Origin of the sequence: Polaribacter sp. ALD11, from assembly GCF_002831685.1 — a bacterium.
Taxonomy (GTDB): Bacteria; Bacteroidota; Bacteroidia; order Flavobacteriales; family Flavobacteriaceae; genus Polaribacter.
Genome location: NZ_CP025119.1, coordinates 575,812 through 600,323 on the forward strand (window position 1 = coordinate 575,812; position 24,512 = coordinate 600,323).

The following is a 24,512-nucleotide window of genomic DNA, read 5'->3' on the forward strand; positions in this document are numbered from 1 at the left end:
GTTTTCAATTCTTCCAGAATTGCAGCTTTTCTCAAAGTTGCATGTTGTTTACTTGCAAATATTACAGTGATAAACCCCTATTTTATAAGGACTTTATTTACCCTAAAACATTGATAGTGTTTTAGTTTAAACAAATTTATCATACTAATAATTTAAAAAACAAAGTGAACACAAAATACATAGATTTAATCGAGCAAACGTTCGATTTCCCTCAAGAAGAATTCAAAACAGAAAACAACAAATTGTTTTGGCATGGAATTAATTTAATGGAATTAACCGCTAAATATGGCGCTCCTTTAAAGTTTACCTATTTGCCAAAAATATCAGAAAACATCAATAAAGCTAAAGAATGGTTTCAAAATAGTATGGAAAAACATAACTATAAAGGAGATTATTTTTATAGTTATTGTACAAAAAGTTCTCATTTTAAACATGTTTTAAATGAAGCTTTAAAAAATGATATCCATATAGAAACTTCTTCTGCTTTTGATATTGATATTGTAAATAACTTAAAGAAAGAGGGGAAAATAAAAGACAATACATTTGTTATCTGTAACGGATTTAAACGCGATCAATACATAAAAAATATTGGTGACTTGATTAATTCTGGACATAAAAATGTAATTCCTATTATAGATAATTATGAAGAACTTCCTTTACTTCAAAAAGAAACGTCTAAACCTTTTAAAGTTGGTATTAGAATTGCTTCCGAAGAAGAACCGAAGTTTGAGTTTTATACCTCTAGATTAGGTATTGGTTATAAAAATATTGTTTCTTTTTATGAACGTGAAATAGCAGATAATAAACAGGTTGATTTAAAAATGCTGCATTTTTTCATCAATACTGGTATTAGAGACAATGCTTATTATTGGAATGAATTGATGAAATGTTTAAACGTTTACATCAACCTTAAAAAAGTGTGTCCTACTTTAGATAGTTTAAATATCGGTGGCGGATTTCCTATTAAAAACTCATTGGCTTTTGAATATGATTATCAGTATATGATTGATGAAATTATCAATCAAATTAAGCAAGCGTGTGATGAGGCAGGAGTAGATGTTCCAAATATTTTCACAGAATTTGGAAGTTTTACTGTTGGCGAATCTGGAGCCGCAATTTATGAGATTTTATACCAGAAAAAACAAAATGACAGAGAGCTTTGGAATATGATAAACTCTTCATTTATAACTACATTACCAGATTCCTGGGCAATAAACAAGCGTTTTATAATGTTACCACTTAATAAATGGAACAAACAATATGAACGTGTTTTATTAGGAGGATTAACTTGTGATAGTGATGATTATTATAACTCTGAACAACACATAAACGGAATTTATTTACCTGTTTACGAGAAAAATAATCCATTGTATATTGGGTTTTTCAATACGGGAGCATATCAAGAATCTATAGGTGGTTTTGGTGGATTGCAGCATTGTTTAATTCCGCACCCAAAGCATTTACTAATAGATAGAGATCAAAACGGAGAACTAACTTTTAATGTTTTTAAAGAACAACAAAAAAGTAGCGAATTACTGTCAATCTTAGGGTATTAAATAATCTGATTAATAAAAAATAGTGTTTTTAAAACACAAAAAATAAAATGAACACAAAGAAAACATACGCAGGAATTCCAGAAGAATTTGGAAATCTATCAACATCTAAAATTGTAATTATTCCTGTTCCTTATGACGGAACAAGCACATGGCAAAAAGGAGCCGACAAAGGACCACAAGCTTTTTTAGACGCCTCTGAAAACATGGAATTGTATGATATAGAGACAGATTCTGAAGTTTATAAAGAAGGTATTTATTTAGCGGATGCAATTACAGAAAACTCTTCACCAGAAGCAATGGTAGAAGAAGTACATCAAATTACTAAAAAATATATTAATAGAAATAAATTTGTTACTGTTTTTGGTGGAGAACACTCTATTTCTATTGGTACTATTAGAGCTTTTAGTGAGCGTTTTAATAATCTAACAGTATTACATATAGATGCACATGCAGATTTAAGAAAAGAGTACGAAGGTTCTAAATGCAACCATGCTTGTGCTGTTTATGAAGCGAACCTGAATACAAACTTGGTGCAAGTAGGTATTAGAAGTATGGATATTTCTGAGAAAAGAAATATGAATACTGATAAAGTCTTTTTTGCACATGACATGGCTGTGAATGAAGATTGGATGGAAGATGTTGTAGATCAGCTAACTGAAAATGTGTTTATTACGTTTGATTTAGATGCGTTAGATCCTTCAATTATGCCTTCTACAGGAACACCAGAACCTGGTGGCTTGTTGTATTATGAAACATTAGAGTTCTTAAAACAAGTTTTCAAAGAGAAAAATGTGGTTGGTTTTGATATGGTTGAATTATGTCCGAACAAAAATGAAAAATCGTCTGATTTTCTAGCGGCTAAATTATTCTACAAAATGTTAAGCTATAAGTTTGCTTCTAATGAAGATTCTTATGATACTGGTGAAGAAAACAATAAAGAAAACTCTTTTAGTAAATTAGCTAAATTTAAAAATGATGAAGATGAATACTAATCAAAAACCAATTTCAGAATTCATAGAAAAATATTTTTTACACTTTAACGCTGCTTCTCTAGTAGATGCTGCAAAAGGGTACGAAGAACAATTAAATAAAGGGAATAAAATGTTAGTTTCTTTAGCTGGTGCAATGAGTACAGCTGAATTAGGTAAGATTTTTGCAGAAATGATTCGTCAAGATAAAGTGCATATTATTTCTTGTACAGGTGCCAATTTAGAGGAAGATGTTATGAATTTAGTAGCACATTCTCATTACAAACGCGTACCTAATTATAGAGATTTAACACCACAAGACGAATGGGATTTGTTAGAGCAAGGTTTAAATAGAGTTACAGATACGTGTATTCCTGAAGAGGAGGCTTTTAGAAGAATTCAAGAGCATATTGTAAAAATATGGAAGGATGCAGAAGCTAATGGTGAGCGTTTTTTACCTCATGAATACATGTACAAGTTATTGTTATCTGGCGTTTTAGAGCAATATTACGAAATTGATATAAAAGATTCTTGGATGTATGCTGCTGCAGAGAAAAACCTACCTATAATTTGTCCAGGTTGGGAAGATTCTACGATGGGAAATATCTTTGCTTCTTATGTAATGAAAGGTGAATTAAAAGCGTCTACGGTAAAATCTGGTATCGAATACATGACTTTTCTTGCAGATTGGTATACAAATAATTCAAATAACGGAATTGGATTTTTCCAAATAGGAGGAGGAATTGCAGGAGATTTCCCTATCTGTGTGGTACCAATGTTATACCAAGATATGGAAAGAACAGATACTCCTTTTTGGAGTTATTTCTGTCAGATTTCTGATTCTACAACAAGTTATGGTTCGTATTCAGGCGCAGTGCCAAATGAGAAAATTACTTGGGGTAAACTAGATATCGATACGCCAAAATTTATCATAGAAAGTGATGCAACTATTGTTGCTCCTTTGATTTTTGCTTACTTGTTAGAAATGTAAATTATGAACAATGTCTTCTTGAGTGTAGTCGAAAGGTAGTTTTTTTGTCTCTACTATGCTCAAAACAGACATATTTATAAAGATTTAAAAAGATGAACAGAGTAATTGTAGACTATACAAAACTAACAACCGATATTTTAGATATGTTAGTTGAAAAATATCCTGATGGATATGATTATTCAGATATTATTTCCTTTAAAAATGCAAAAGGAGAGACCATAAAAGCGGTAGAAGTTAGAACTGAAACTACTATTTATTTAGTAAAAATTAGTTCGAAATTAGAGCAAACTATGGAAGATTACGCAGAAGATGAAGATTCTTTTGATGAAGACGAAGATTTAGACCTAGACGACCTAGAAGATGAAGATTAAATAAAGTAAAAAAAGCTCCGAAATTCGGAGCTTTTTTTACTTTGTAATAGAATTAAATTATTTTTTACGCAACTCAAAAAGATCTTTTCTTCTATCTTTTAAGTTCCTTACAGATCCAAATTTATTTAAATCCTTCAATAAATCTAAATCAACATCAGCAATTAAAATCATTTCTGTATTTGTGGTTGCTTCTGCTTTAATTCCGTTTGCAGGAAAAGAAAAATCACACGGTGTAAAAACCATCGATTGTGCATACTGAATGTCCATATTATTTACTTTTGGTAAATTACCAACACTACCGGCAATGGCAACATAACATTCATTTTCTATGGCTCTCGCTTGTGCACAATGACGCACTCTAGAATAACCATTTTGTGTGTCTGTTAAAAACGGAATAAACAAAATATCCATTCCTTCATCAGCTAATAACCTACTTAATTCTGGGAATTCAGAATCATAACAAATTAACACACCAATTTTACCACAATCGGTATCAAATGTTTTTAATTGATTTCCACCTTGCATTCCCCAAACTTTGGCTTCATCTGGTGTTACATGTAGTTTTTCATAACGATCTGTAGAACCATCTCTTTTACAGATGTAACCTACATTATATAATAAGCCATCTTTTATTTCTGGCATACTACCAGTAATTATATTGATGTTGTAACTTATAGCTAATTCAGAAAATTTCTGAACAATCTCTGGCGTATATTTTGCCAATTCTCTAATTGCTTCAGATTCTGGTAAATGATTATTGTCTGCCATTAAAGGCGCGTTAAAAAATTCTGGAAATAGCGCAAAGTCAGAACGGTATGCAGAAACAGCATCCACAAAATATTCTGCTTGTTGCATTAATTCTTCCATATCTTTATACAAACGCATTTGCCACTGAATCAATCCTAAACGAACAACTGTTTTCTTTCTTGCTGCTTTTTTTGATTTCTTTGTGTAATAAATATTGTCCCATTCTAATAAAACAGCAAATTCACCCGAATTTTCATCACCTTCTAAATACCCATTTAAAATTTTTGATGGATGAAAATCATTTGAGATCTGAAAGTTTAAAACAGGATCGTGAATTTCTTTACGTTTTACTTTTTCTATATATTCTTTAGGCGATAAAGTAGCAGCAAATTTATGATAATTCGGAATTCTACCTCCAAAAGCAATTCCTCTTAAATTCAGTTTTTCTGCTAATTCTTTTCTATAGTCATACAACCTTCTACCTAGGCGTAAACCTCTGTATTCTTTTTTTATAAAAACGTCTATTCCGTATAAAACATCACCACTTTCATCATGTGTATCAAAAGTATAATTACCTGTAATATCTTCATAGGTGTGTTGGTCATCAAAACTATCATAATCTAATTTAATAGAAAGGGCACAACCTGCCAGATCACCATTTATCTTTATAATAACCTGTCCTTCTGGAAACTTTTCTATTAAAGATTTAATTTGATTTTCACTCCAATAAGAACCTGGCATACTTGAATATGCCTGAATCATTGCTTCTTTAAACTGTTTATAATCAGTTAATGTTAAATAATGAAGCTCAATATTTTCTATATTTTTTATCATTTTATTTGTTATGGTTTTTTAAAATAGACCATATATTATGATAACAAAATTAAATAAAAAAATGATTGTTTTTAAAAAATAAAAAAATATTTTCGTGGTTGTTTTTTATATCTAATTCCAATATAGATAACTGTAAATCAAGTAGAAGTATATAGGGAGATTTATTTTTGTTAACTGCTTTATTAAGAAAAAAGATTACTGACGAATCACGGTAGATGAGCAGTAGCGTTCGGTAGCTTTTTTTAAGCTTTCTGAAAGGGATTTTAGCCAGTTCATATGGTTAGAGATCAGATAAGCTTCCTGAAGGCCATGAAGTGTTTCAGTATCTAATTCTGTATTCCCTTTTTTAATGTTTTCATCTCGCAAATTCGATAATTGATGATATTTCTCAAACAATTTTTCTTGTGCATTTTCAACAGTTTCTTCAAGGACTTCTTTTTTTACTTTTGAATATGCTAAACTATCACAAGATATTTGTAGTGTATTTGAAATTTTATTGATCAATACGTTAAAATCTTCGGAAGCAGGAGTCGTTTTATGGTTGATGATGAAATTTCCGATAGATGCAATTGCCGAAATCATTGTCTGGTTAAGCGTTACGATTTCATAAATCAGTTGAAATTCCCTTTGTTTCGATTTAGGATCTTGTGTTAATCTTTGAAAGGATGCATTTAAATTACTGATGGCAAGAAATGCTTCTTTTCTAGCCAAATTATAAGAAAGTTTGTGGGCTGCTGGGGCCTGATATAATTTTTGAGTTGCTAAAAGATATTTTTTGTTCATATTTAAAGCATTCAATAGTATCTTTTTTAGATTATTAGCCTCCCAACTAGGTAAAATAATATAATTGGCAACCACAGCAATAGTAGCTCCAATAATGGTGTCGATAACACGATATTGAATCAATTCAAAGGAGTTAGGGTTCATTAAAGAATAGACAAAAATAATGCTAATGGTAATTAACGCAGCAGCAGACTTGTAATTCTGCTGAATTAATGAAAATGCCAATATTAAAGAAATAAAAGCCAGTACAGAATAAATAATTACATTTTGAGTAATAAGTACAATACCAACAGCAATAATAGCTCCAATAAGTGTACCTATAATACGGTCTTTTGAACGCTCTTTAGTTAAACCATAGCTTGGTCGCATAATTACAATAATGGTCAGCAAAATCCAATAGGCGTTTTGTATTTCAAAAATAAAACCTAAAAGATACGCAAACACAATCGAGATGGTAAGACGAAAGGAGTGTCTAAACATTGTAGAACTTAAACTAAAATTTTGAATAAGAACATTTAATCGGTATTCTTGAAGTGTTAAAAACTGACTCGAATCTTCTCTCTTTAGAGATACTTTAGAGGCGTCTTGAACATTTGCCATAACACGTCTAATCGCTCTAATTTCTTGAAGCAGATGTTCTTGATAATCGTACAAGTTTTTTAAAACCAAAGCACCTTCACGTGCTTCAGGTAATTTAACAGTATCAATATACTTTGTAATAGATTCATTTGCCTCTGACAGGGCTTTTAATAAAACTTCTTTGTTAGGAATTTTATCATTTTGAATTAATAATTCAGACAAAAGTATGAGATGGTTTCCCATAACTTTGTTTAGTTTTTTTGAAGCTTTTAAGAAGCCTTTACGTTCGCCAAAAATACTATCGATCATTTTATAATCTAAATGTTTGGCTTCTATCAATTCAAAAATTTGAATAGTAGAGACGAAAATAAGTAATTGTTTTTCTTCATAACGCGAACGACCAGAACGTTTTCGAGCGGTAAGCAATGCTTCTCGAAGTGTTTCGTGTTTGTCGTTTATCTGATTTTGAAGGATAAAAGTCTGCTTAAGTAGTTCTTCTCGCTTTGTTTTCTTTGTTAATAATTTTGCTCGCAATTTTAAATATTCACCAATAAGTAAGAGGGTGTCTGACAATAGTTGATTCTGATCTTTTTTAGGCGCCAATTTTTGAAAAAGAAGAGATAATACCAAATACCAAAGACCACCAATTCCCATTAAGGTCACTTGAACTAAAATCTCGTTTGCAGTTTCTTTTTGAATTGCAAATGCTATTACCATTGCCAACAATCCAGAAAAAGAGACCAAAGATGCCCTAAAACCATATACAGAAATCAGTGAAACCACAAATGAAATCACTGTAAGTGCTAATAATAAAAGCGGGAGAAAAGGTTTTGAAAATAGGATAATAGTTGTAATAACCATCGTTAATCCTATGCTTATTAAAATAGCATTAACCTTACGTTTAACACTTCCAGGAATGTCACCAGGTGCATTTAAAAAAGCACCCACTACAATAGCTGGTGCATACTCCGCGTATCCTAAAAGATACAGCAAAGCAAAAGGGACAAGAATTCCTACTCCGAGTCGAATTCCTCGATCAAAGTTAGATCTTTTCAGAAATAATTCTAGTTGTTTTATTTTTTCTTTCAAGTGATTAAAATTTAATTGTAAAGTTAGGATAATCGGATGAAGTATTCTCTTAGAAGGTTGCTTTAATTGGTTTTATATAAATGAATATTGTTTCTTGTGTGAAATTTAAACGTATGATAAGTAAAAAACCTCACAACCTTAAAAAAGGCGTGAGGTTTCAATTAAAATATTATAGATTCCTGTCTTCTTAGGAATGATCGACTTATCTATTTTGCAGGTAAAACTTTACCAACGCATTCACCAAAACCGATACGTACCGTGTCATTTTTACAATGCGCACGCATAATTACAGTATCATTATCATTAATAAATTTACGTGTTGTGCCATCTTTTAAAGTAATAGGGTTTTGTCCACGCCAAGTTAATTCTAGCATCGAACCAAAACTATCTTTCGTTGGTCCAGAAATTGTACCAGAACCCATCATGTCTCCAGCTTCAACAGGGCAACCATTTACGGTATGATGTGCCAATTGTTGTGCCATGGTCCAATACATGTATTTAAAATTCGAGTTTGCAACTACTGTTTCTTCTCCGTTTTCTGGTTGAATACCTACTTGTAAATGAATATCATAACTTCCTTTTCCTTCTTGTTTTAAATAGGGTAGTGGCTCGTGAACTTGTTTTGGGTTGTCTGTTCTAAAAGGCTCTAAAGCATCTAAGGTTACAATCCAAGGTGAAATTGTTGACGCAAAACTTTTCCCTAAAAACGGACCTAAAGGCACATATTCCCAAGCTTGAATATCTCTTGCAGACCAATCGTTAAATTGTACCAAACCAAAAATATATTCTTCTGCTTCTTCAATAGGAATTCGATCACCGATAACATTTGCATCTGTCGTAATAAACGCCATTTCCAATTCAAAGTCTAATAATTTTGAAGGTCCGAAACCAGGGGTATTACTTCCGTCTGCGGGTTTAGATTGTCCCATTGGCCTTCTAACGGGCACTCCAGAAGGTATAATCGAAGAACTTCTACCGTGATAACCTATTGGTATGTGTAACCAGTTTGGCAGTAATGCATTTTCTGGATCTCTAAATAAAGACCCCACATTTGTTGCATGCTCTTTACTTGCATAAAAATCTGTATAGTCTCCTACAGAAACTGGCAATAACATTTCAACTTCGTCCATTCTAAAGATAATTTTATCTTTATGGTCTGCATTGTCGCGCAAAGATCCATTAGTAACATCAAAAACTTCTGCAATTCTATTTCTTACCAATCGCCAAGTTTTTCTACCATCTGCAATAAAGTCGTTTAAGTTATCTTGTAAAAATATATCATCTGTTAAAGGAATCCCTTCAAAGTACCCTAATTGATGAAAAGCACCTAAATCTATGGCAAAATCACCAATTCTACTTCCTATTGTAATTATATCATCTCTTGTAATAAAAACACCGAATGGAATATTTTGTACTGGAAAATCTGAATCTTCCTCTACTTTTAACCATGATTTTCTATTCGGATTATTTGCTGTTATGATCATTCTATAAATTCTTTATTTTGTTCAAATCTATGGAATTTTTTCTCATTTTTAAAATGAAATTCCACGAATAACTTATTTTTAACATTGCTTTTTTTTGAAATATACAAATCTTAATAAGTTCTTGAAAATATACGAAAAAGTTATTTAAAAGAATTTGGTTTTTTATTACTTTTGGTTCTTACTCAAAACAACAACAATGCAATTAGACAATCAAATTTTTGACCTTATTCAGGAAGAAAAAGAAAGACAATTAAATGGTTTGGAATTAATCGCTTCAGAAAACTTTGTAAGTGACCAAGTAATGCAAGCCCAAGGTTCTATTTTAACCAATAAATACGCCGAAGGATATCCTGGAAAAAGGTATTACGGAGGTTGTGAAATTGTTGATATTGTAGAGCAAATAGCTATTGATAGAGCAAAAGAATTATTTGGTGCCGAATATGTAAACGTGCAGCCACATTCTGGTTCTCAGGCAAATACAGCAGTTTTTGCAGCATGTTTAAAACCTGGAGATACTATTTTAGGATTCGATTTATCTCATGGTGGCCATTTAACACATGGTTCTTCTGTAAATTTTTCTGGTAAACTATACAACCCAACTTTTTATGGTGTTGATAAGGAAACAGGTATTATTGATTATGATCATGTAGCGCAACAGGCAAAAGAGCATAAACCTAAATTGATTATTGCTGGTGCTTCTGCGTATTCTAGAGATATTGATTTTGAGAAGTTTAGAGAAATTGCAGACTCTGTTGGTGCTATTTTAATGGCAGATATTTCGCATCCTGCTGGTTTAATTGCCAAAGGAATTTTAAATGACCCGTTACCTCATTGTCATATTGTAACTACTACAACTCATAAAACGTTACGTGGACCAAGAGGAGGAATGATTATGATTGGTAAAGATTTCGATAATCCTTTTGGAGAAACTTTAAAGAGTGGTAAACCTAAAAAGATGTCAACTTTAATAAATTCAGCTGTTTTTCCTGGAAACCAAGGTGGACCTTTAGAGCACGTTATTGCTGCAAAAGCAATTGCTTTTGGAGAAGCTTTAACAGATGAGTTTTTAGAGTACCAAATTCAAGTAAAAGAAAATGCTGCTGCAATGGCAAAAGAATTTGTAGCAAAAGGATATAATATTATTTCTGGAGGTACAGATAATCACTGTATGTTAATTGACTTGCGTAATAAAGATATTTCTGGTAAAGATGCAGAAATAGCTTTGGGTAAAGCAGACATTACAGTTAATAAAAACATGGTTCCTTTTGATGATAAATCTCCGTTTGTAACTTCTGGTATTAGAATTGGAACTCCTGCAATTACAACGCGTGGTTTAAAAGTTGAAGACATGAAAGCTGTTGTAGATTTTATTGATGAAGCAATTCAGAATGCAGAAAATGAAGAAGCTTTGCATGAAATAGGAGAACGTGTCTCTGAAATGATGAGTGCAAGAAGATTATTCGTTATGTAATAACCACGTAGTGGTTTCAAAGATCTCACTGAGGTGAGTAAATATAAAAAAAAGCATCAAGTTTAAACTTGATGCTTTTTTCTTTAGCTATAAGGTCTAAAAGTTGATTACCAACTTTTAACTTCTTTTTCAATTTCTTCACGAGTCTTCCCGTATTTTTCCTGAATTTTTCCAACTAGTTTGTCAAAAGAACCTTCTGCTTCCATAGACTTGTCGTTGGTCACTTTCCCAAACTGTTCTTTAAATTCTCCTTTAATTTGTTTCCAATTTCCTTCGTTTGTGTCTGAATTCATATTCTTTTTTTTTGTGTACTTAAATAGTACTTGTTAATAATACTACAAATTTAATAGGAAACTACTTCATCAATTAATCCTATCAATTAAAATACTAACTCATTTGATAAAATTATTTTTTTTCAGAATTTTGAATTTTGTCTGCAACTTTATCAGCATCTTCAGTTGCACTATGTACTTGATCTTTTAGCTTCTCTTTATCTTCTCCTTTCAATCTATCTTTACTGCTATCTTTATCTTTATATCCTTTTTTAACAGTTCCTTTTAAAGGGTGTAAACCTCTTTCAAGTTCGTCTCCTGAATTTCCTTTTGTTACGTTTTCTGTACTAGGTTTATCTTTCTTTGCCATAATTATATTTTAAATGAATATTAATTACATCAAAAATAAAAATTAGAGTACTATTTAATTAACCATATCAATATAAATAAGAACTCAAAAGAATTTTAGTTATTAGAACTAGCACGATCAATAATATTTTCTGGTAGCGATTTTTTAGCTTTTGCGCCCATTTTCTTTAACTTTTCTACACTTGTAATTATATTTCCTCTACCATCAATTAGTTTGTTCATTGCGTTAGAATATTCTTTTTTGCTATCATCAATTCTTTTCCCAATTCCTATTAAATCACTTAAAAGACCTTGAAATTTATCATATAAAGCACCTGCTTGTCTTGCAATTTCTAAGGCATTTCTTTGCTGTTTTTCGTTATTCCACATCGTATCAATGGTGCGCAATGTTGCCAAAAGGGTAGAAGGAGTTACAATGACAATGTTTTTTTCAAATGCTTTGTTGTATAAATAGGTGTCAGAATTTAAAGCAACGGCAAACGCAGGTTCAATTGGAATAAATAATAAGACAAAATCTGGAGATTCTATTTTATAGATATCTTCATATTTTTTATCACTTAATTGATCTACGTGCCTTTTTAGAGAAGCAACGTGTTCTTTTAAGAAACGTTCTTTTAAAGCATCATCTTCTTCATTAATATATTGTTCATAAGCAACTAAAGAAACCTTAGAATCTACAATCATTTTTTTGTTATCTGGTAAATGAATTACAACATCTGGTAATACGCGTTTGCCTTCATCATTGGTAAAGCTTTGCTGTACAAAATACTCTCTATCTTTCTCTAAACCAGACTTTTCTAAAACACGTTCTAAAACCAATTCGCCCCAATTACCTTGCATTTTATTATCACCCTTTAAAGCTTTTGTTAGGTTGATAGTTTCTTTACTCATTTGTAGATTTAGTTCTTTTAAACCTAAAATTTGCTGACGTAAAGCGGCATGATAATCGATACTTTCTTTGTGTGTTTTTTCTACTTTATCTTCAAATCCCTTTATTTTTTCTTGTAGTGGACTTAAAATATTTTTTATATTTTCTTTGTTTTGTTGCGTAAATTTTGATGATTTTTCATCTAAAATTCTATTTGCTAAATTTTCAAATTCTTTTGTAAATTTTTCATTTAACTTTTCTACTTCTCCTTTATTTTCGGCTAGCTTTAACTGTAAATTATTTATTTCTGATTCTTGCCTTGTATTTGAAGTAATTAATTTTTCCTTTTCTTGTTGATTATCTTTTAGCTCTTTTTGAGATTCAATAAAATTATTTTCTGTGATATCTTTAGATAATTGCAGCAAAATAACACGTTCTTCTAGTGTAGACTTTTCCTTTTCTACAATAGTTCTCTCTTTTTCGAAGTTTAATTTAGAAAGTAACTTTCCTATAAATAAACCAATTAAGGCAAATATTATAGCTATTAATAAGTATATAATTATTTCAGGCATCATATCAATTTAAGTCCTTAAATTTATCACTTTAAATAATAAGATAAAATCTTTATATTCGGTTTTTGTAAACAATCAATTAAAAGAAATTTTGAAAATACTCGCTAAATTTATTTTACACACCCTTTTAGGGTGGAAAGTTGAAAATGGTTTTCCGCAAGAACCTAAGAAATACATTGTTATTGCTGCTCCACATACAAGTTGGGTAGATTTTCCTATTGCTATGCTAACAAGAATGAGTCAAGGTACAATGGTTCATTTTATAGGTAAAGGATCTCTTTTTAAATGGCCTTTTGGTTATTTTTTTAAAGCTTTGGGTGGTACACCTGTAGATAGAAGTAAAAATAATAATTTAGTAGATGCTGTAATTGAAATATTTAATTCTAAAGAAGAGTTTCGGCTAGGTTTGTCTCCTGAAGGAACTAGAAAAAAAGTAGAAAAATGGAAAACAGGATTCTATTACATAGCAAAAGGAGCAAATGTACCTATTGTAATGGCTACTTTAGATTTTGAAAACAAAAAGGTAAAAATATCAGAACCTTATTATATCACTAATGATTTGGAAGAAGATTTTAAAAACTTCAAAGTATTTTTCAAGAATATTAGAGGTAAAAAACCTGAATTATCATAAAATTATAGTATTTATCAAAAAAAAAAACTAAATTTGTAGTCGTAAATAATTTTTGATAGAGATTAGGGGCTTTATTATTTAGAAATTTACAAAATAGCATATGCTATGAAACGAGCCTTCAGTTTACTGGAGGCTTTTTTTTATGTACTTTTTTCAACAACTTTTTGAGCAATACCAACAATTACTTCAGTTGCTTTTATCATAGACTCTACTGGAACATATTCGAAACGACCATGAAAATTATGTCCGCCAGCAAAAATATTAGGACAAGGTAAACCTTTAAAAGATAATTGAGAACCATCTGTTCCGCCACGAATTGGTTTAATAACTGGTGTAATTCCTATTTCTTTCATTACTTCTTCTACCAAATCTACAATATGCATTACAGGAACAATTTTTTCCTTCATATTAAAATATTGATTTTTAATTTCAATCTCAATTAAATCTTGTTCTAATCTTTCATTAAAATCAAACGCAATTCTTTGCATTAAATATTTTCTTTGCTCAAATAAATCAAAATCATGATCTCTAATAATATATTCTAAAACTGTTTTTTCTACATTCCCAGACATATCATGTAAATGAAAAAATCCTTCATAATCTGTCGTTTTCTCTGGAACTTCTTCCGGAGGGAGAGAAGCTATAAATTCATTTGCAATGTGCATGGAGTTAATCATTTTTCCTTTTGCATAACCAGGATGCACAATTTTTCCTGTAATAGTAACTATTGCGCTAGCGGCATTAAAATTTTCATATTCTAATTCTCCTATCTGGCTTCCATCCATGGTATAGGCCCATTCTACATCAAACTTATTAACGTCAAACTTATGAGCTCCTTTACCAACTTCTTCATCTGGTGTAAAACAAATTCTAATTTTACCATGTTTTAATTCTGGATGCTGAATTAAATACTCCATGGCTGTTACAATTTCTGTAACACCTGCTTTGTCATCTGCTCCTAAAAGCGTTGTACCATCTGTTGTTATTAGTGTTTGCCCTTTGTATTGCAACAAATCTTCAAAATAATTTGGAGAAAGTATAATCTTTTTTTCTTCATTTAGAATAATGTCATTTCCTTGATAGTTTTCTACAATTTGTGGTTTTACATTTTTTCCTGTAAAATCTGGACTTGTATCTATGTGTGCAACAAAACCAATGGTTGGTACTCTATGCTCTATATTGCTTGGTAAAGTTGCCATGATGTAGCAGTTTTCATCTAGCTCAACATCTTGCATTCCTATATTTTTTAAATCTTCAACTAAAATATTAGCTAAATTCCATTGTTTTTCTGTGCTAGGAAAAGCAGGATTGTTAGGATCTGATTCGGTATCTACAGTTACATATTTTATAAATCGGTCTGTTATATGTTTTTTCTCAATCATTTTTATTGTTCTAGTTTTATTTTTTCTATTAACGTTATTGCTTTACAAAGTCTTTGGTTTACTAAAGAATCTCCATAAATTTCTGCTTTTACAACTAAAGATTTCTCCTTATTTATATGCACGAAAATTTGCAGCGATTTGTATTTGTACTTTCCTTTTTTACCGATAGAAACTACGTAATAACTTGGTTTATCTAAAAAAGAAAATTCTTTTGCTGTTTTCTGAATTAGTTTATTTGATAAATTTTCATGTTCAATTTTTAGTTTGAAAATATCACTAATAGTTATGGAATTATAAATGTAATTTACATCTAAAAGTATTGCTTCTGTAAGTTGTTTGGTTGTATCTGCAGCATATATTGAAGACTGAACCTCATCTGTGTATACGCTAGTTTTCCAACTTGTTGGAAATTCTACAGAAAAAGTTCCTTTTATATCTTTTATGACTTCTAAATTATTAAAGAATATTTCTTTACAATTAAAATCTTCTTTTAATACTGATTGCTGATTACATGCATACAATAGGAGTGAAGCGAAAAAAAGAACTGTTATACTACCTATTATTTTGCTATAACTCAAGTTTTCCTATTTTTTTATCTCCGCTTAACCAAGCTGTATTTTCATCTATAAACTGAATTGCATAATAACCTTCTTTAGAAACATCTTTCCAAGTTATTCCACCATCATTAGAAAAAGAAATGCCTGTTTTACCAACTGCAAAAACTTCTTTACCTGCTGTGTTTGGTACATATTGTACGCAACTTTTATAATTGGGGCTTTGGTTGTTAGCCACTAAAGTCCAAGTTTTACCTCCATCTTTAGTAATTGCTTTATTTGCTTTGTTTTCTAGAGGTTTAGAGTAATCTCCACCAATTATAATTCCGTTATTTTCATCAAAGAAATCGATCGAATAAATTCCTTGAGGTCCATTTCCTTGAATTATTGGAGTTTCAAAAACCTGCCAAGTTTTCCCGAAATTTGTAGACTTTAAAATTCTTGCTTTGTTTCCTCCAGAAGCAATCCAAACGGTATTACCAATTGTTTTTATATTGGTATTACTTGCAGCAAAAAAAGCTTCCCCTTCAATAATTTCTGGTAAATTTTCACAAGGAATTTTATTCCAAGTTTCACCTCCATCTTCTGTAAGAATTATAGAAGCACATTCTTCTGTAGGGTCGCCAACTGCAATTCCGTGTAAATTATCATCAAAAAAAGTAAGTGCATCATAAAAAACCTTTTTATCTTCTTCTGTATATTGCAAAGTTGCTTCACCTTCAGAAATTTTATATAGTAAAGCAGGGTTTCCGATAGATAATGCAAAGTAATCTGAACCATTAAAAGCTAAACTTCTAAAATGCGGAATAATAGAATCTTGGTACCGAATATTTAAAACATTCCAAAGTGCACCATTATCTGTTGTAAAACCAACATCACCATTTGAGCCTGCATAAAATATGGTTTCATTATCTACTACTTGAATTGCTCTAATACTAGAACTGTCTATTTCAAAGGCCTTAATAGTCACTTTTTCGATGTTTCTTGGTTTGTATTCTTGTTTACACGCCATAAAAAAAAGGAAAGTAAAAATAAGTACGATTATTCTGTTCATTTTTGATATTTTTATGCCACTAAAGTAAACAAATCATAATAGATAATGAAAAAAGCATTGGTAATTTCTGGAGGTGGAAGTAAAGGCGCATTTGCAGGCGGGGTTGCACAATACTTAATGAAAAACGAAAATAAAAAATATGATTTGTTTTTAGGAACTTCTACAGGAAGTTTAATGGTTTCTCACCTGGCACTGGGTATGTTAGACGAATTAAAAGAATTATATACCAATGTAAACCAAGAAACTATTTTTAGTAACAATCCTTTTAAAATTAAGAAAATTGCTGGAGAAAAAGTGATCACTATTAATCATTTAAATACTTTCTGGAACTTTTTAAACGGTAGAAAAACGTTTGGAGAGAGCAAAAATTTACGTTCTTTAATTAAAAGGAACATTACAAAAGAAATGTATGTTAAAATTAGAGCAGCAAACAAAGAAGTAGTGGTTACGGTTTCTAATATAACAGCAAATCAAATAGAATATAAATCTATAACAGATTGTACCTATGACGATTTCTGTGATTGGATTTGGGGTTCTTGTAATTATGTACCGTTTATGAGTTTGCTTGAAAAAAACCACTGCCAATATGCAGACGGTGGTTTTGGTTCTTTAGTACCAATTAGAGAAGCTATTTTAAGAGGCGCAACAGAAATTGATGCCATTATTTTAGAAACTGAGGTTACACAGATTAACAGATTGCCAGCTACAAATCCGTTTTCTTTATTGTTTGATGTGTTCGATTTTATGTTAACACATGTAGAAAGACATAATATTACTATTGGTAAATTAGCGGCTTCGAATAAAGATATTAAACTAAATTTATATTATACACCAACTGTTTTAACAACAAATTCTTTGGTTTTTGATCAGAAATTAATGAAAAAATGGTGGAAGTCTGGTTTTAATTATGCGAAATCTAAAGACGAAGAAAAAATGAGTGAGTTTAGACCAGATGTTCTTACCGACCAAGAAATGGAAGATTCTGCGGAAGATGTAGAAAACTTAAACATTTAAGAACGTACTAATACTATGAAATTCGGAAAAGTAGCGCATCCTGAAAATATTGATTTTACCTTACCCAACACAAACTCAAATACATTTAAAGTTTTAAGTGCTTATCAAAAACCAGAAAAACCAACCGTTTTTGTTGGTTGTGCAAAATGGAATCGTGCAGATTTAAAAGGGTTTTACCCAAGAGGAACCAAAGACGAGTTAGTATATTATTCAAATCAGTTTAATGCTATCGAATTGAACGCCACTTTTTATAGAAATTTCCCTGCGCAACAATTTGAAAAATGGCACGCTAAAACTCCTGCTAATTTTAAATTTTTCCCAAAACTAGGGCAGGAAATTAGTCATTGGAAACGCTTGAATGGAGTAGCAGAAATTACCAATTCTTATATTGATCATTTTAGCAACCTGCAAGAAAAATTAGGAACTATATTTTTACAGTTACACACTAATTTTGGGACTAAGAATTTTAATTTGCTTCAAAATTTTATCGAAAGTTGGCCTAAAAATCTTCCTTTGGCTGTAGAAGTACGGCACAAAGATTGGTTTTCTGATGCATTGATTGCAAATGATTTTTGTTTATTACTAGAAGAAAATAACATTGCAAATGTTTTGGTAGATACTGCTGGTAGAAGAGATATGCTGCACATGAGATTGACCAATAATGAAGCTTTTATTAGGTATGTTGGCGCAAATCACCCGACAGATTATGATAGGTTAGATGATTGGATTTTAAAGCTAAAAGATTGGACAGATGCTGGTTTACAAAACATTAATTTCTTTATTCATCAGAATTTAGAAGAAGCATCACCTTTATTAGCTGCCTATTTTATTAAAAATCTAAATGCTGAGTTTGGTTTAGATTTGAAAATTCCGAATGAAAAAGAGGCAGATTCTTCTAACGGACAAATGAGTTTGTTGTAATTTTTTCTTGACTTAAAAATTTAAGAAAGAGAAAGCGACATCATAATTTCTATGATGCCGCTTTAAATGTTTTCACAACGGAATAATCCTTATTGTGAATTGATTTCAAATTGTTCTACAAATATATATTAAATAAAATAAACTTTTTTACGGGTTTCCATAATCTTTAACTATTCTTTTATTTTATATTTAGAAAATATAATAAATTATTGAATATGAAAAAGATTTTAGGTTTAGATTTAGGAACTACATCAATTGGTTGGGCTATAGTTAATGAAGCTGAAACTACAAATGAAAACTCAGAAATTATAAAATTAGGTGTTCGTGTGAATCCGCTAACTGTAGATGAACAAACTAATTTTGAGAAGGGAAGACCTATTACTACAAATGCAGATAGAACTTTAAAAAGAGGTGCAAGGAGAAATTTACAACGTTTTAAACTTCGTAGAGAAAACCTTATTGAGATTTTAACGAAATCTAAAATAATTTCAAAAAATACAGCTTTAACAGAAGTTGGAGAATCTACAACGCATCAAACTTTAAGTTTGCGTGCAAAATCGGCTTCAGAAAAAATTGAAATAGAAGAATTTGCTCGCGTTTTATTAGCTATAAATAAAAAACGAGGCTATAAAAGTAGTAGAAAAGCTAAAAATGAAGAAGAAGGTACTTTAATTGATGGAATGGCGATTGCTAAAGAATTGTATGACAATAATCTTACAGTTGGACAATATATCTATAATTTATTAGAAAAAGGAAAGAAATTTATTCCTGATTTTTATAGGTCTGATTTAAAAATAGAATTTGACAAAGTTTGGAATTTTCAAAAGCAGTTTTATTCAGATATTTTAGATGATGAATTGTATCAGAAGTTAGAAGATCAAGGACAGCAAAACTCTAGAAAACGTTTTTTAGCTATCAAAGGAATTTATACCGCTGAAAATAAAGGCAAAAGAGATAAAACAAAAAAACAACATTATAAATGGAGAAGTGAAGCAATTTCTAAACAACTAAAGATTGAAGAAGTTGCTTATGTTTTGGTTGAAATTAACAACAACCTAAATAATTCTAGTGGTTATTTAGGTGCAATTAGTGATAGAAGTAAAGAACTATACTTTAATAACGAAACTGTTGGGCAGAATTTATACAGTCAAATAAAAGAAAACAAACATACTTCTTTAAGAAATCAAGTTTTTTATAGACAAGATTATTTAGATGAATTTGAGAAAATTTGGGAAACACAAGCAGAATTTCATCAAGAATTAACATCAGAATTGAAAGAAGAAATTCGTGATATAGTTATCTTTTATCAACGTAAGCTAAAATCTCAAAAACATTTAATATCTAATTGTCAGTTTGAGAAATACCATAAAGCAGTGCCTAAGTCTTCTCTTCTTTTTCAAGAATCTAAAATATGGGCTATTTTAAATATTCTAGAATTTGAGAACAAGGAAACAAAAGAAAAACAAATTTTAGGAGACGAAATTAGGCAAGAATTATTTGATGAATTAAATATCTCTAAAAAATTATCTGAAAAAGAGCTGTTAAAATTTGTGGGTTTGAGTAATAAAGTATGGAAATCTAATTTTCCTGAAGGTATTGAAGGCAATAAAACAAATGAAAAACTGTATGAAGTATATCATAAAATAGCAGAGAATGAAGGTTATGGAGAAAATTGGGATAAAAAAACAGCTTCCGAAATTAAAGAGGAATTAAAAGCAGTTTTCTCATCAATTGGAGTACAATCAGAGATTCTATATTTTGACACTAATTTAGATGGAAATGATTTTGACAAACAAAAGAGTTATCAATTTTGGCATTTATTATATTCTGCTCAAGATGATGATAAAATTTCTCAAGAAGATAAAATTATATACGGCAATTCTAATGTTTCATTAAAAAAGAAACTTCATTTTAAATATGGTTTTCAACCAGTGTATGCTAATATGTTAGCAAATGTTTCTTTGCAACAAGATTATGGAGGCTTGTCTGCAAGAGCAATAAAAAAAATAATACCTTTTTTGGCTGAAGGACACAACTATCCTGAAGCTTGTAAATTAGCGAAATACAATCATTCTAATTCATTAACAAGGGAAGAACAGGGAAATAGAATTTTAAAAGATAAATTAGAATTATTACAAAAAAACAGTTTACGGAATCCTGTTGTAGAAAAAATTCTAAATCAAATGATAAATGTCATCAATCAAATTGTTGATGAATATGGAAAACCTGATGAAATTAGAATAGAACTGGCTCGAGAGTTGAAAAAATCAGCAAAAGAAAGAGCAAGTGCAACTGAATATATTAATAAAGCTACTTTAGATAATGAGAAAGTTAGAACAATTTTAAAAACAGAATTTAAGATTAAAAACCCTACAAGGAATGATGTTGTTCGTTATAAGTTATATAAAGAGCTAGAAAATAATGGTTATAGAACTTTATTTACTGACACATATATTCCTGCAGAAAAACTATTTTCAAAAGAAATAGATATTGAGCATATAATCCCGAAAGCAAAGTTATTTGATGATTCTTTTTCAAACAAAACGCTAGCTTTTAGAAATGTAAATTTAGCAAAAGCAGATTCTTTAGCAATAGATTTCATTTCTAATACATATAATTCAGGTTTAGAAGACTACAAACAACGTGTTGAAAGTCTATATAAATCTGGAAGTATAAAAACAGGGAAATATAAAAAATTATTACTTTCAGAAAAAGATTTACCTGATGGATTTATAGATAGAGATTTAAGGAATAGCCAATATATTGCAAAAAAAGCAAAACAACTTTTAGAAGAAGTATTTAGAAAAGTAACTCCAACAATAGGAAACATTACTGACAAATTAAGAGAGGATTGGGACCTAATAAATGTAATGAAAGAATTAAACCTTCCAAAATATAAAGCACTAGGTTTAACAAAATGGGAAGAACGTAAATACGATAAAAAAGTTGAACAAATTATTGATTGGACAAAAAGAAACGACCACAGACATCATGCAATGGATGCTTTGACAGTCGCTTTTACAAAGATTAGTCATATTCAATATTTGAATAATTTAGCAGCAATAAACAGTAGTTTTAAAGATAAAAAGAACCTTGATAAAAGTTATTTACTCGGAATTAAAGAAAAAGTAACAAAAATATATAAAGACAAGAAAGGAAGAAGAAAAAGAAAATTTACACCACCTTCAGAAAATTTTAGAGCTGAAGCTAAAGAACATATAGAAAATATTTTAATTTCCTTTAAAGCAAAAAATAAAGTAGTCACCAAAAACAAGAATAAAACAAAAATAGGAGGAAAGGATAACTATTTAATTAAGCAACAGTTGACACCAAGAGGTCAATTACATAAAGAAACTATTTATGGTAGAATAAAAGAAGATATAATAAAAGTTGAAAAAGTAAATGCAAAATTTACAAGAGAAAAAATACTTGAAGTAACAAGACCAGCATATAGAGAAGCTCTTTTAAAACGTTTAGAGGAGTTTAATGATGATGCTAAAAAAGCTTTTTCGGGTAATAATACATTGTTAAAAAATCCTCTCTACACAGATTCTGATAAATTAGTACCAGAACAAGTAAAAACAAAAACTCAAAATTATATTTACACGATTAGAAAAGAAGTTAATCCTGATAATTTCAGTAATCTAAAATCACTTCAAAAAGTAATTGATGTTGGTGTAAGAAGAATTTTAGAGAAAAGATTAGAAGATTTTAAAGGTAAAGCAAAAGAAGCTTTTTCCGATTTAGATAAAAAACCTATTTGGCTAAATAGAGAAAAAGGAATATCAATCAAAAGAGTTTTAATTAGTGGAATTAAAAATGCAGAAAACTTACACGTTAAAAAAGACCATTTTGGGAATGATATTTTAGATGAAAAAGGTAAAGAACAAAAAAGTGATTTTGTTAGCACTGGAAACAATCATCATGTTGCAATTTATAAAGATAAAAATGATAAGCTTCAAGAAAAAGTTGTTTCTTTTTATGAGGCTGTGGCAAGAGTAAATGCTAATTTAACAATTATAGATAAAGAATATAATTCTAATATTGGTTGGCTGTTTTTATTTACTATGAAACAGAATGAAATGTTTCTTTTTCCTTCAAAAGAATTTAATCCGTTAGAAACGGATTTACTAAATGAAAATAATAATAATTTAATAAGTAAACATTTGTTTCGTGTTCAAAAAATAGCAACTAAAAACTATATGTTTAGTCATCATTTAGAGACTCAAGTTGTTGGTAGTGAGTCTTTGAAGAATAAAAAACAACTTTCGGAAGTTACTTACCGCTCAGTTAGAAGTACAGAGCCTTTAAGAAATATTATTAAAATTAGAATAAACCATATTGGTAAAATAGTTCATGTAGGAGAATATTAAAAAAGGACGCTATGATAAAAAGAACCATTTATATTGGAAATCCATCCTATTTAAAATTAAAGCAAAAGCAACTCGTAGTACAAGAACCAGAAACCAAAGAAATTAAAGGAACAGTGCCCATAGAAGATATTGCTTTGCTAATGTTAGATCATTACCAAATAACAATTTCTAATCAACTTTTAATTAAATTACAAGGAAATAATGTGGCTGTAGTTAGTTGCGATGAACATCATTTGCCTTTTGGTATGATGTTGCCATTGTATGGTCATTCAGAATATTCTGAGAGGATTAAATATCAATTAGCAGCATCAGAACCTTTGAAAAAACAACTTTGGAAACAAACCGTTGAACAAAAAAAAGAAAATCAAAAAGCATTATTAAATTTAAATAACAAAGTTTCAGAACCTTTAGCCGAATATAAATTAAACGTAAAAAGCGGAGATACTTCCAATAGGGAAGGAATGGCAGCTCAATTTTATTGGAAACACTTGTTTGAAAATTTTTCTAGAGAACGTTTTGGGTCGGAACCAAATAATTTACTGAATTTTGGATATGCTGTTTTAAGGAGTATTGTTGCTAGAGCTTTGGTAAGTAGTGGATTGTTACCCGTTTTAGGGATTTTTCATAGAAATAAATACAATGCGTATTGTTTGGCAGATGATATTATGGAACCTTACAGGCCTTTTGTAGACAAATTAGTTTATAATTATGTGATGCGTAACTATAATCATGAGTTGAATAAAGAGGCAAAAGCACATATATTAACAATTGCCACGCAAGATGTTTTTATTGACGGACTTATTAGACCTTTATTTGTTGCTGTTACCACAACAACATCAAGTTTGTACAAATGCTTTACAGGAGAGTTGAGGCACATAAAATACCCTGAATTAGATTAAATGTCAGCTAACAGATATAGCGCTTATAGAATTATGTGGGTTTTAGTATTTTTTGATTTACCAACAGAAACTAAGAAAGAACGAAAAGCTGCAGGTCTCTTTCGTAAAAAATTAATAGATGATGGTTATACAATGTTTCAATTTTCTATCTATTTGAGACATTGCCCGAGCAGAGAAAATGCGAAAGTACATACCAAAAGAGTGAAAATGAGTTTACCAAAACATGGTAAAGTCTGTATTTTAGAAATTACAGATAAGCAATTTGGCAATATGGAATTGTTTCATGGAATAAAAGAAATGGACTTACCGCAACCTACACAGCAATTGCAATTATTTTAAAGTAGGATTTAAAAAGTATTGGTAAAATAAATTTATTCACTTCAAAAAATAGGTTTTTCTAATTCAAAAAAGGAATCCCAAAGTATTGATTTTACTCAACATTTTGGGATTGACCTTGTGATTGCTCACGTAAAAATACAATTTGAAATCAATTCACAACACAGATGCAGAAGGAATCGTTAGATTGGTACTTGTGATTGCTCACGTAAAAATACAATTTGAAATCAATTCACAACGATCAACAGGTAATCAAACTGCAAAGTTAACTTGTGATTGCTCACGTAAAAATACAATTTGAAATCAATTCACAACGATATGGAACTCCATATTCTACTCAATTCACTTGTGATTGCTCACGTAAAAATACAATTTGAAATCAATTCACAACTTA

Annotated in this window: 20 protein-coding genes and 1 CRISPR repeat array (1 of these 21 running past the window's edge); of the genes, 11 read left to right on the forward strand and 9 right to left on the reverse strand. The window is 30.2% G+C overall.

Annotation, left to right across the window (positions count from 1 at the left end; genetic code table 11):
- Window positions 1-164: 164 nt before the first annotated feature.
- From CW731_RS02410 to CW731_RS02425, 4 genes are all read left to right on the forward strand, one after another.
- Window positions 165-1,556 carry an arginine decarboxylase gene (locus CW731_RS02410; protein ID WP_100945228.1) on the forward strand — a complete coding sequence of 464 codons (1,392 nt, stop codon included), beginning with the start codon at window positions 165-167 and terminating at the stop codon, window positions 1,554-1,556.
- Window positions 1,557-1,603: 47 nt separating this feature from the next.
- The gene (gene speB / locus CW731_RS02415) at window positions 1,604-2,548 is read left to right on the forward strand and encodes an agmatinase (RefSeq protein ID WP_100945229.1); all 945 of its coding nucleotides are present in this window, start codon (window positions 1,604-1,606) and stop codon (window positions 2,546-2,548) included.
- On the forward strand, window positions 2,538-3,515 hold the full coding sequence (locus CW731_RS02420; RefSeq protein WP_100945230.1) for a deoxyhypusine synthase family protein: 978 nt from the start codon (window positions 2,538-2,540) through the stop codon (window positions 3,513-3,515). Before speB ends, CW731_RS02420 begins: the two co-directional genes overlap by 11 nt.
- 92 nt (window positions 3,516-3,607) lie before the next feature.
- Window positions 3,608-3,886 carry a hypothetical protein gene (locus CW731_RS02425; RefSeq protein ID WP_100945231.1) on the forward strand — a complete coding sequence of 93 codons (279 nt, stop codon included), beginning with the start codon at window positions 3,608-3,610 and terminating at the stop codon, window positions 3,884-3,886.
- 57 nt (window positions 3,887-3,943) lie between these two features.
- On the opposite strand, the gene CW731_RS02430 is transcribed toward CW731_RS02425, so the two are convergent.
- From CW731_RS02430 to fahA, 3 genes are all read right to left on the reverse strand, one after another.
- Complete coding sequence (locus CW731_RS02430) at window positions 3,944-5,467, reverse strand: carbon-nitrogen hydrolase family protein (protein ID WP_100945232.1); 1,524 nt, start codon at window positions 5,465-5,467, stop codon at window positions 3,944-3,946.
- A 195-nt stretch (window positions 5,468-5,662) separates the two neighbouring features.
- Window positions 5,663-7,918 carry an FUSC family membrane protein gene (locus CW731_RS02435; protein ID WP_100945233.1) on the reverse strand — a complete coding sequence of 752 codons (2,256 nt, stop codon included), beginning with the start codon at window positions 7,916-7,918 and terminating at the stop codon, window positions 5,663-5,665.
- 206 nt (window positions 7,919-8,124) lie between these two features.
- Window positions 8,125-9,402 carry a fumarylacetoacetase gene (fahA, locus tag CW731_RS02440; RefSeq protein ID WP_100945234.1) on the reverse strand — a complete coding sequence of 426 codons (1,278 nt, stop codon included), beginning with the start codon at window positions 9,400-9,402 and terminating at the stop codon, window positions 8,125-8,127.
- Between the two features lie 196 nt (window positions 9,403-9,598).
- On the opposite strand from fahA, the gene glyA reads away from it, so the two are divergent.
- Window positions 9,599-10,873 (forward strand): serine hydroxymethyltransferase, encoded by a 1,275-nt coding sequence (glyA, locus tag CW731_RS02445; RefSeq protein WP_100945235.1) that lies wholly within the window; start codon window positions 9,599-9,601, stop codon window positions 10,871-10,873.
- Window positions 10,874-10,980: 107 nt separating this feature from the next.
- Here glyA and CW731_RS02450 read toward each other — a convergent pair whose 3' ends face one another.
- The 3 genes from CW731_RS02450 to rmuC form a co-directional block, all read right to left on the reverse strand.
- Complete coding sequence (locus CW731_RS02450) at window positions 10,981-11,166, reverse strand: CsbD family protein (protein ID WP_100945236.1); 186 nt, start codon at window positions 11,164-11,166, stop codon at window positions 10,981-10,983.
- Between the two features lie 112 nt (window positions 11,167-11,278).
- Window positions 11,279-11,515, reverse strand: coding sequence for a hypothetical protein (locus CW731_RS02455; protein ID WP_100945237.1), 237 nt, complete (start codon window positions 11,513-11,515; stop codon window positions 11,279-11,281).
- A gap of 95 nt (window positions 11,516-11,610) precedes the next feature.
- Entirely contained in the window at window positions 11,611-12,954 is a 1,344-nt protein-coding gene (gene rmuC, locus CW731_RS02460; protein WP_100947600.1) for a DNA recombination protein RmuC, read from the reverse strand.
- A gap of 91 nt (window positions 12,955-13,045) precedes the next feature.
- Here rmuC and CW731_RS02465 point away from each other — a divergent pair, with 91 nt between their 5' ends.
- Window positions 13,046-13,585: a 1-acyl-sn-glycerol-3-phosphate acyltransferase gene (locus CW731_RS02465; RefSeq protein ID WP_100945238.1), complete on the forward strand. Its 540-nt coding sequence runs from the start codon at window positions 13,046-13,048 to the stop codon at window positions 13,583-13,585.
- Window positions 13,586-13,725: 140 nt separating this feature from the next.
- Here the strand turns inward: CW731_RS02465 and pepT are convergent, their stop codons facing one another.
- The 3 genes from pepT to CW731_RS02480 are packed head-to-tail and all read right to left on the reverse strand — an operon-like array spanning window position 13,726 to window position 16,575.
- Window positions 13,726-14,967 carry a peptidase T gene (pepT, locus tag CW731_RS02470; protein ID WP_100945239.1) on the reverse strand — a complete coding sequence of 414 codons (1,242 nt, stop codon included), beginning with the start codon at window positions 14,965-14,967 and terminating at the stop codon, window positions 13,726-13,728.
- Between the two features lie 2 nt (window positions 14,968-14,969).
- Entirely contained in the window at window positions 14,970-15,545 is a 576-nt protein-coding gene (locus CW731_RS02475; protein WP_157812170.1) for a hypothetical protein, read from the reverse strand.
- Window positions 15,535-16,575: an oxidoreductase gene (locus CW731_RS02480; protein WP_100945241.1), complete on the reverse strand. Its 1,041-nt coding sequence runs from the start codon at window positions 16,573-16,575 to the stop codon at window positions 15,535-15,537. The genes CW731_RS02475 and CW731_RS02480 overlap by 11 nt, the downstream gene beginning before the upstream one ends.
- A 45-nt stretch (window positions 16,576-16,620) precedes the next feature.
- Between CW731_RS02480 and CW731_RS02485 the strand changes: the two genes are divergently transcribed.
- The 5 genes from CW731_RS02485 (at window position 16,621) to cas2 (ending at window position 24,121) form a co-directional block, all read left to right on the forward strand.
- Window positions 16,621-17,589, forward strand: a complete 969-nt coding sequence (locus CW731_RS02485; RefSeq protein WP_100945242.1) for a patatin family protein — start codon at window positions 16,621-16,623, stop codon at window positions 17,587-17,589.
- A gap of 15 nt (window positions 17,590-17,604) precedes the next feature.
- On the forward strand, window positions 17,605-18,510 hold the full coding sequence (locus tag CW731_RS02490) for a DUF72 domain-containing protein (protein WP_100945243.1): 906 nt from the start codon (window positions 17,605-17,607) through the stop codon (window positions 18,508-18,510).
- 215 nt (window positions 18,511-18,725) lie between these two features.
- A complete protein-coding gene (gene cas9 / locus CW731_RS02495; RefSeq protein ID WP_100945244.1) occupies window positions 18,726-22,883 on the forward strand; it encodes a type II CRISPR RNA-guided endonuclease Cas9 in 4,158 nt (1,385 codons plus the stop codon).
- An 11-nt stretch (window positions 22,884-22,894) separates the two neighbouring features.
- On the forward strand, window positions 22,895-23,782 hold the full coding sequence (gene cas1, locus CW731_RS02500) for a type II CRISPR-associated endonuclease Cas1 (RefSeq protein ID WP_100945245.1): 888 nt from the start codon (window positions 22,895-22,897) through the stop codon (window positions 23,780-23,782).
- Window positions 23,783-24,121 (forward strand): CRISPR-associated endonuclease Cas2, encoded by a 339-nt coding sequence (gene cas2, locus CW731_RS02505; protein WP_100945246.1) that lies wholly within the window; start codon window positions 23,783-23,785, stop codon window positions 24,119-24,121. It begins immediately after the preceding gene.
- 114 nt (window positions 24,122-24,235) lie between these two features.
- A CRISPR array of direct repeats spans window positions 24,236-24,512; the repeat unit is 46 nt; unit sequence CTTGTGATTGCTCACGTAAAAATACAATTTGAAATCAATTCACAAC; it runs 2,352 nt beyond the window's last position.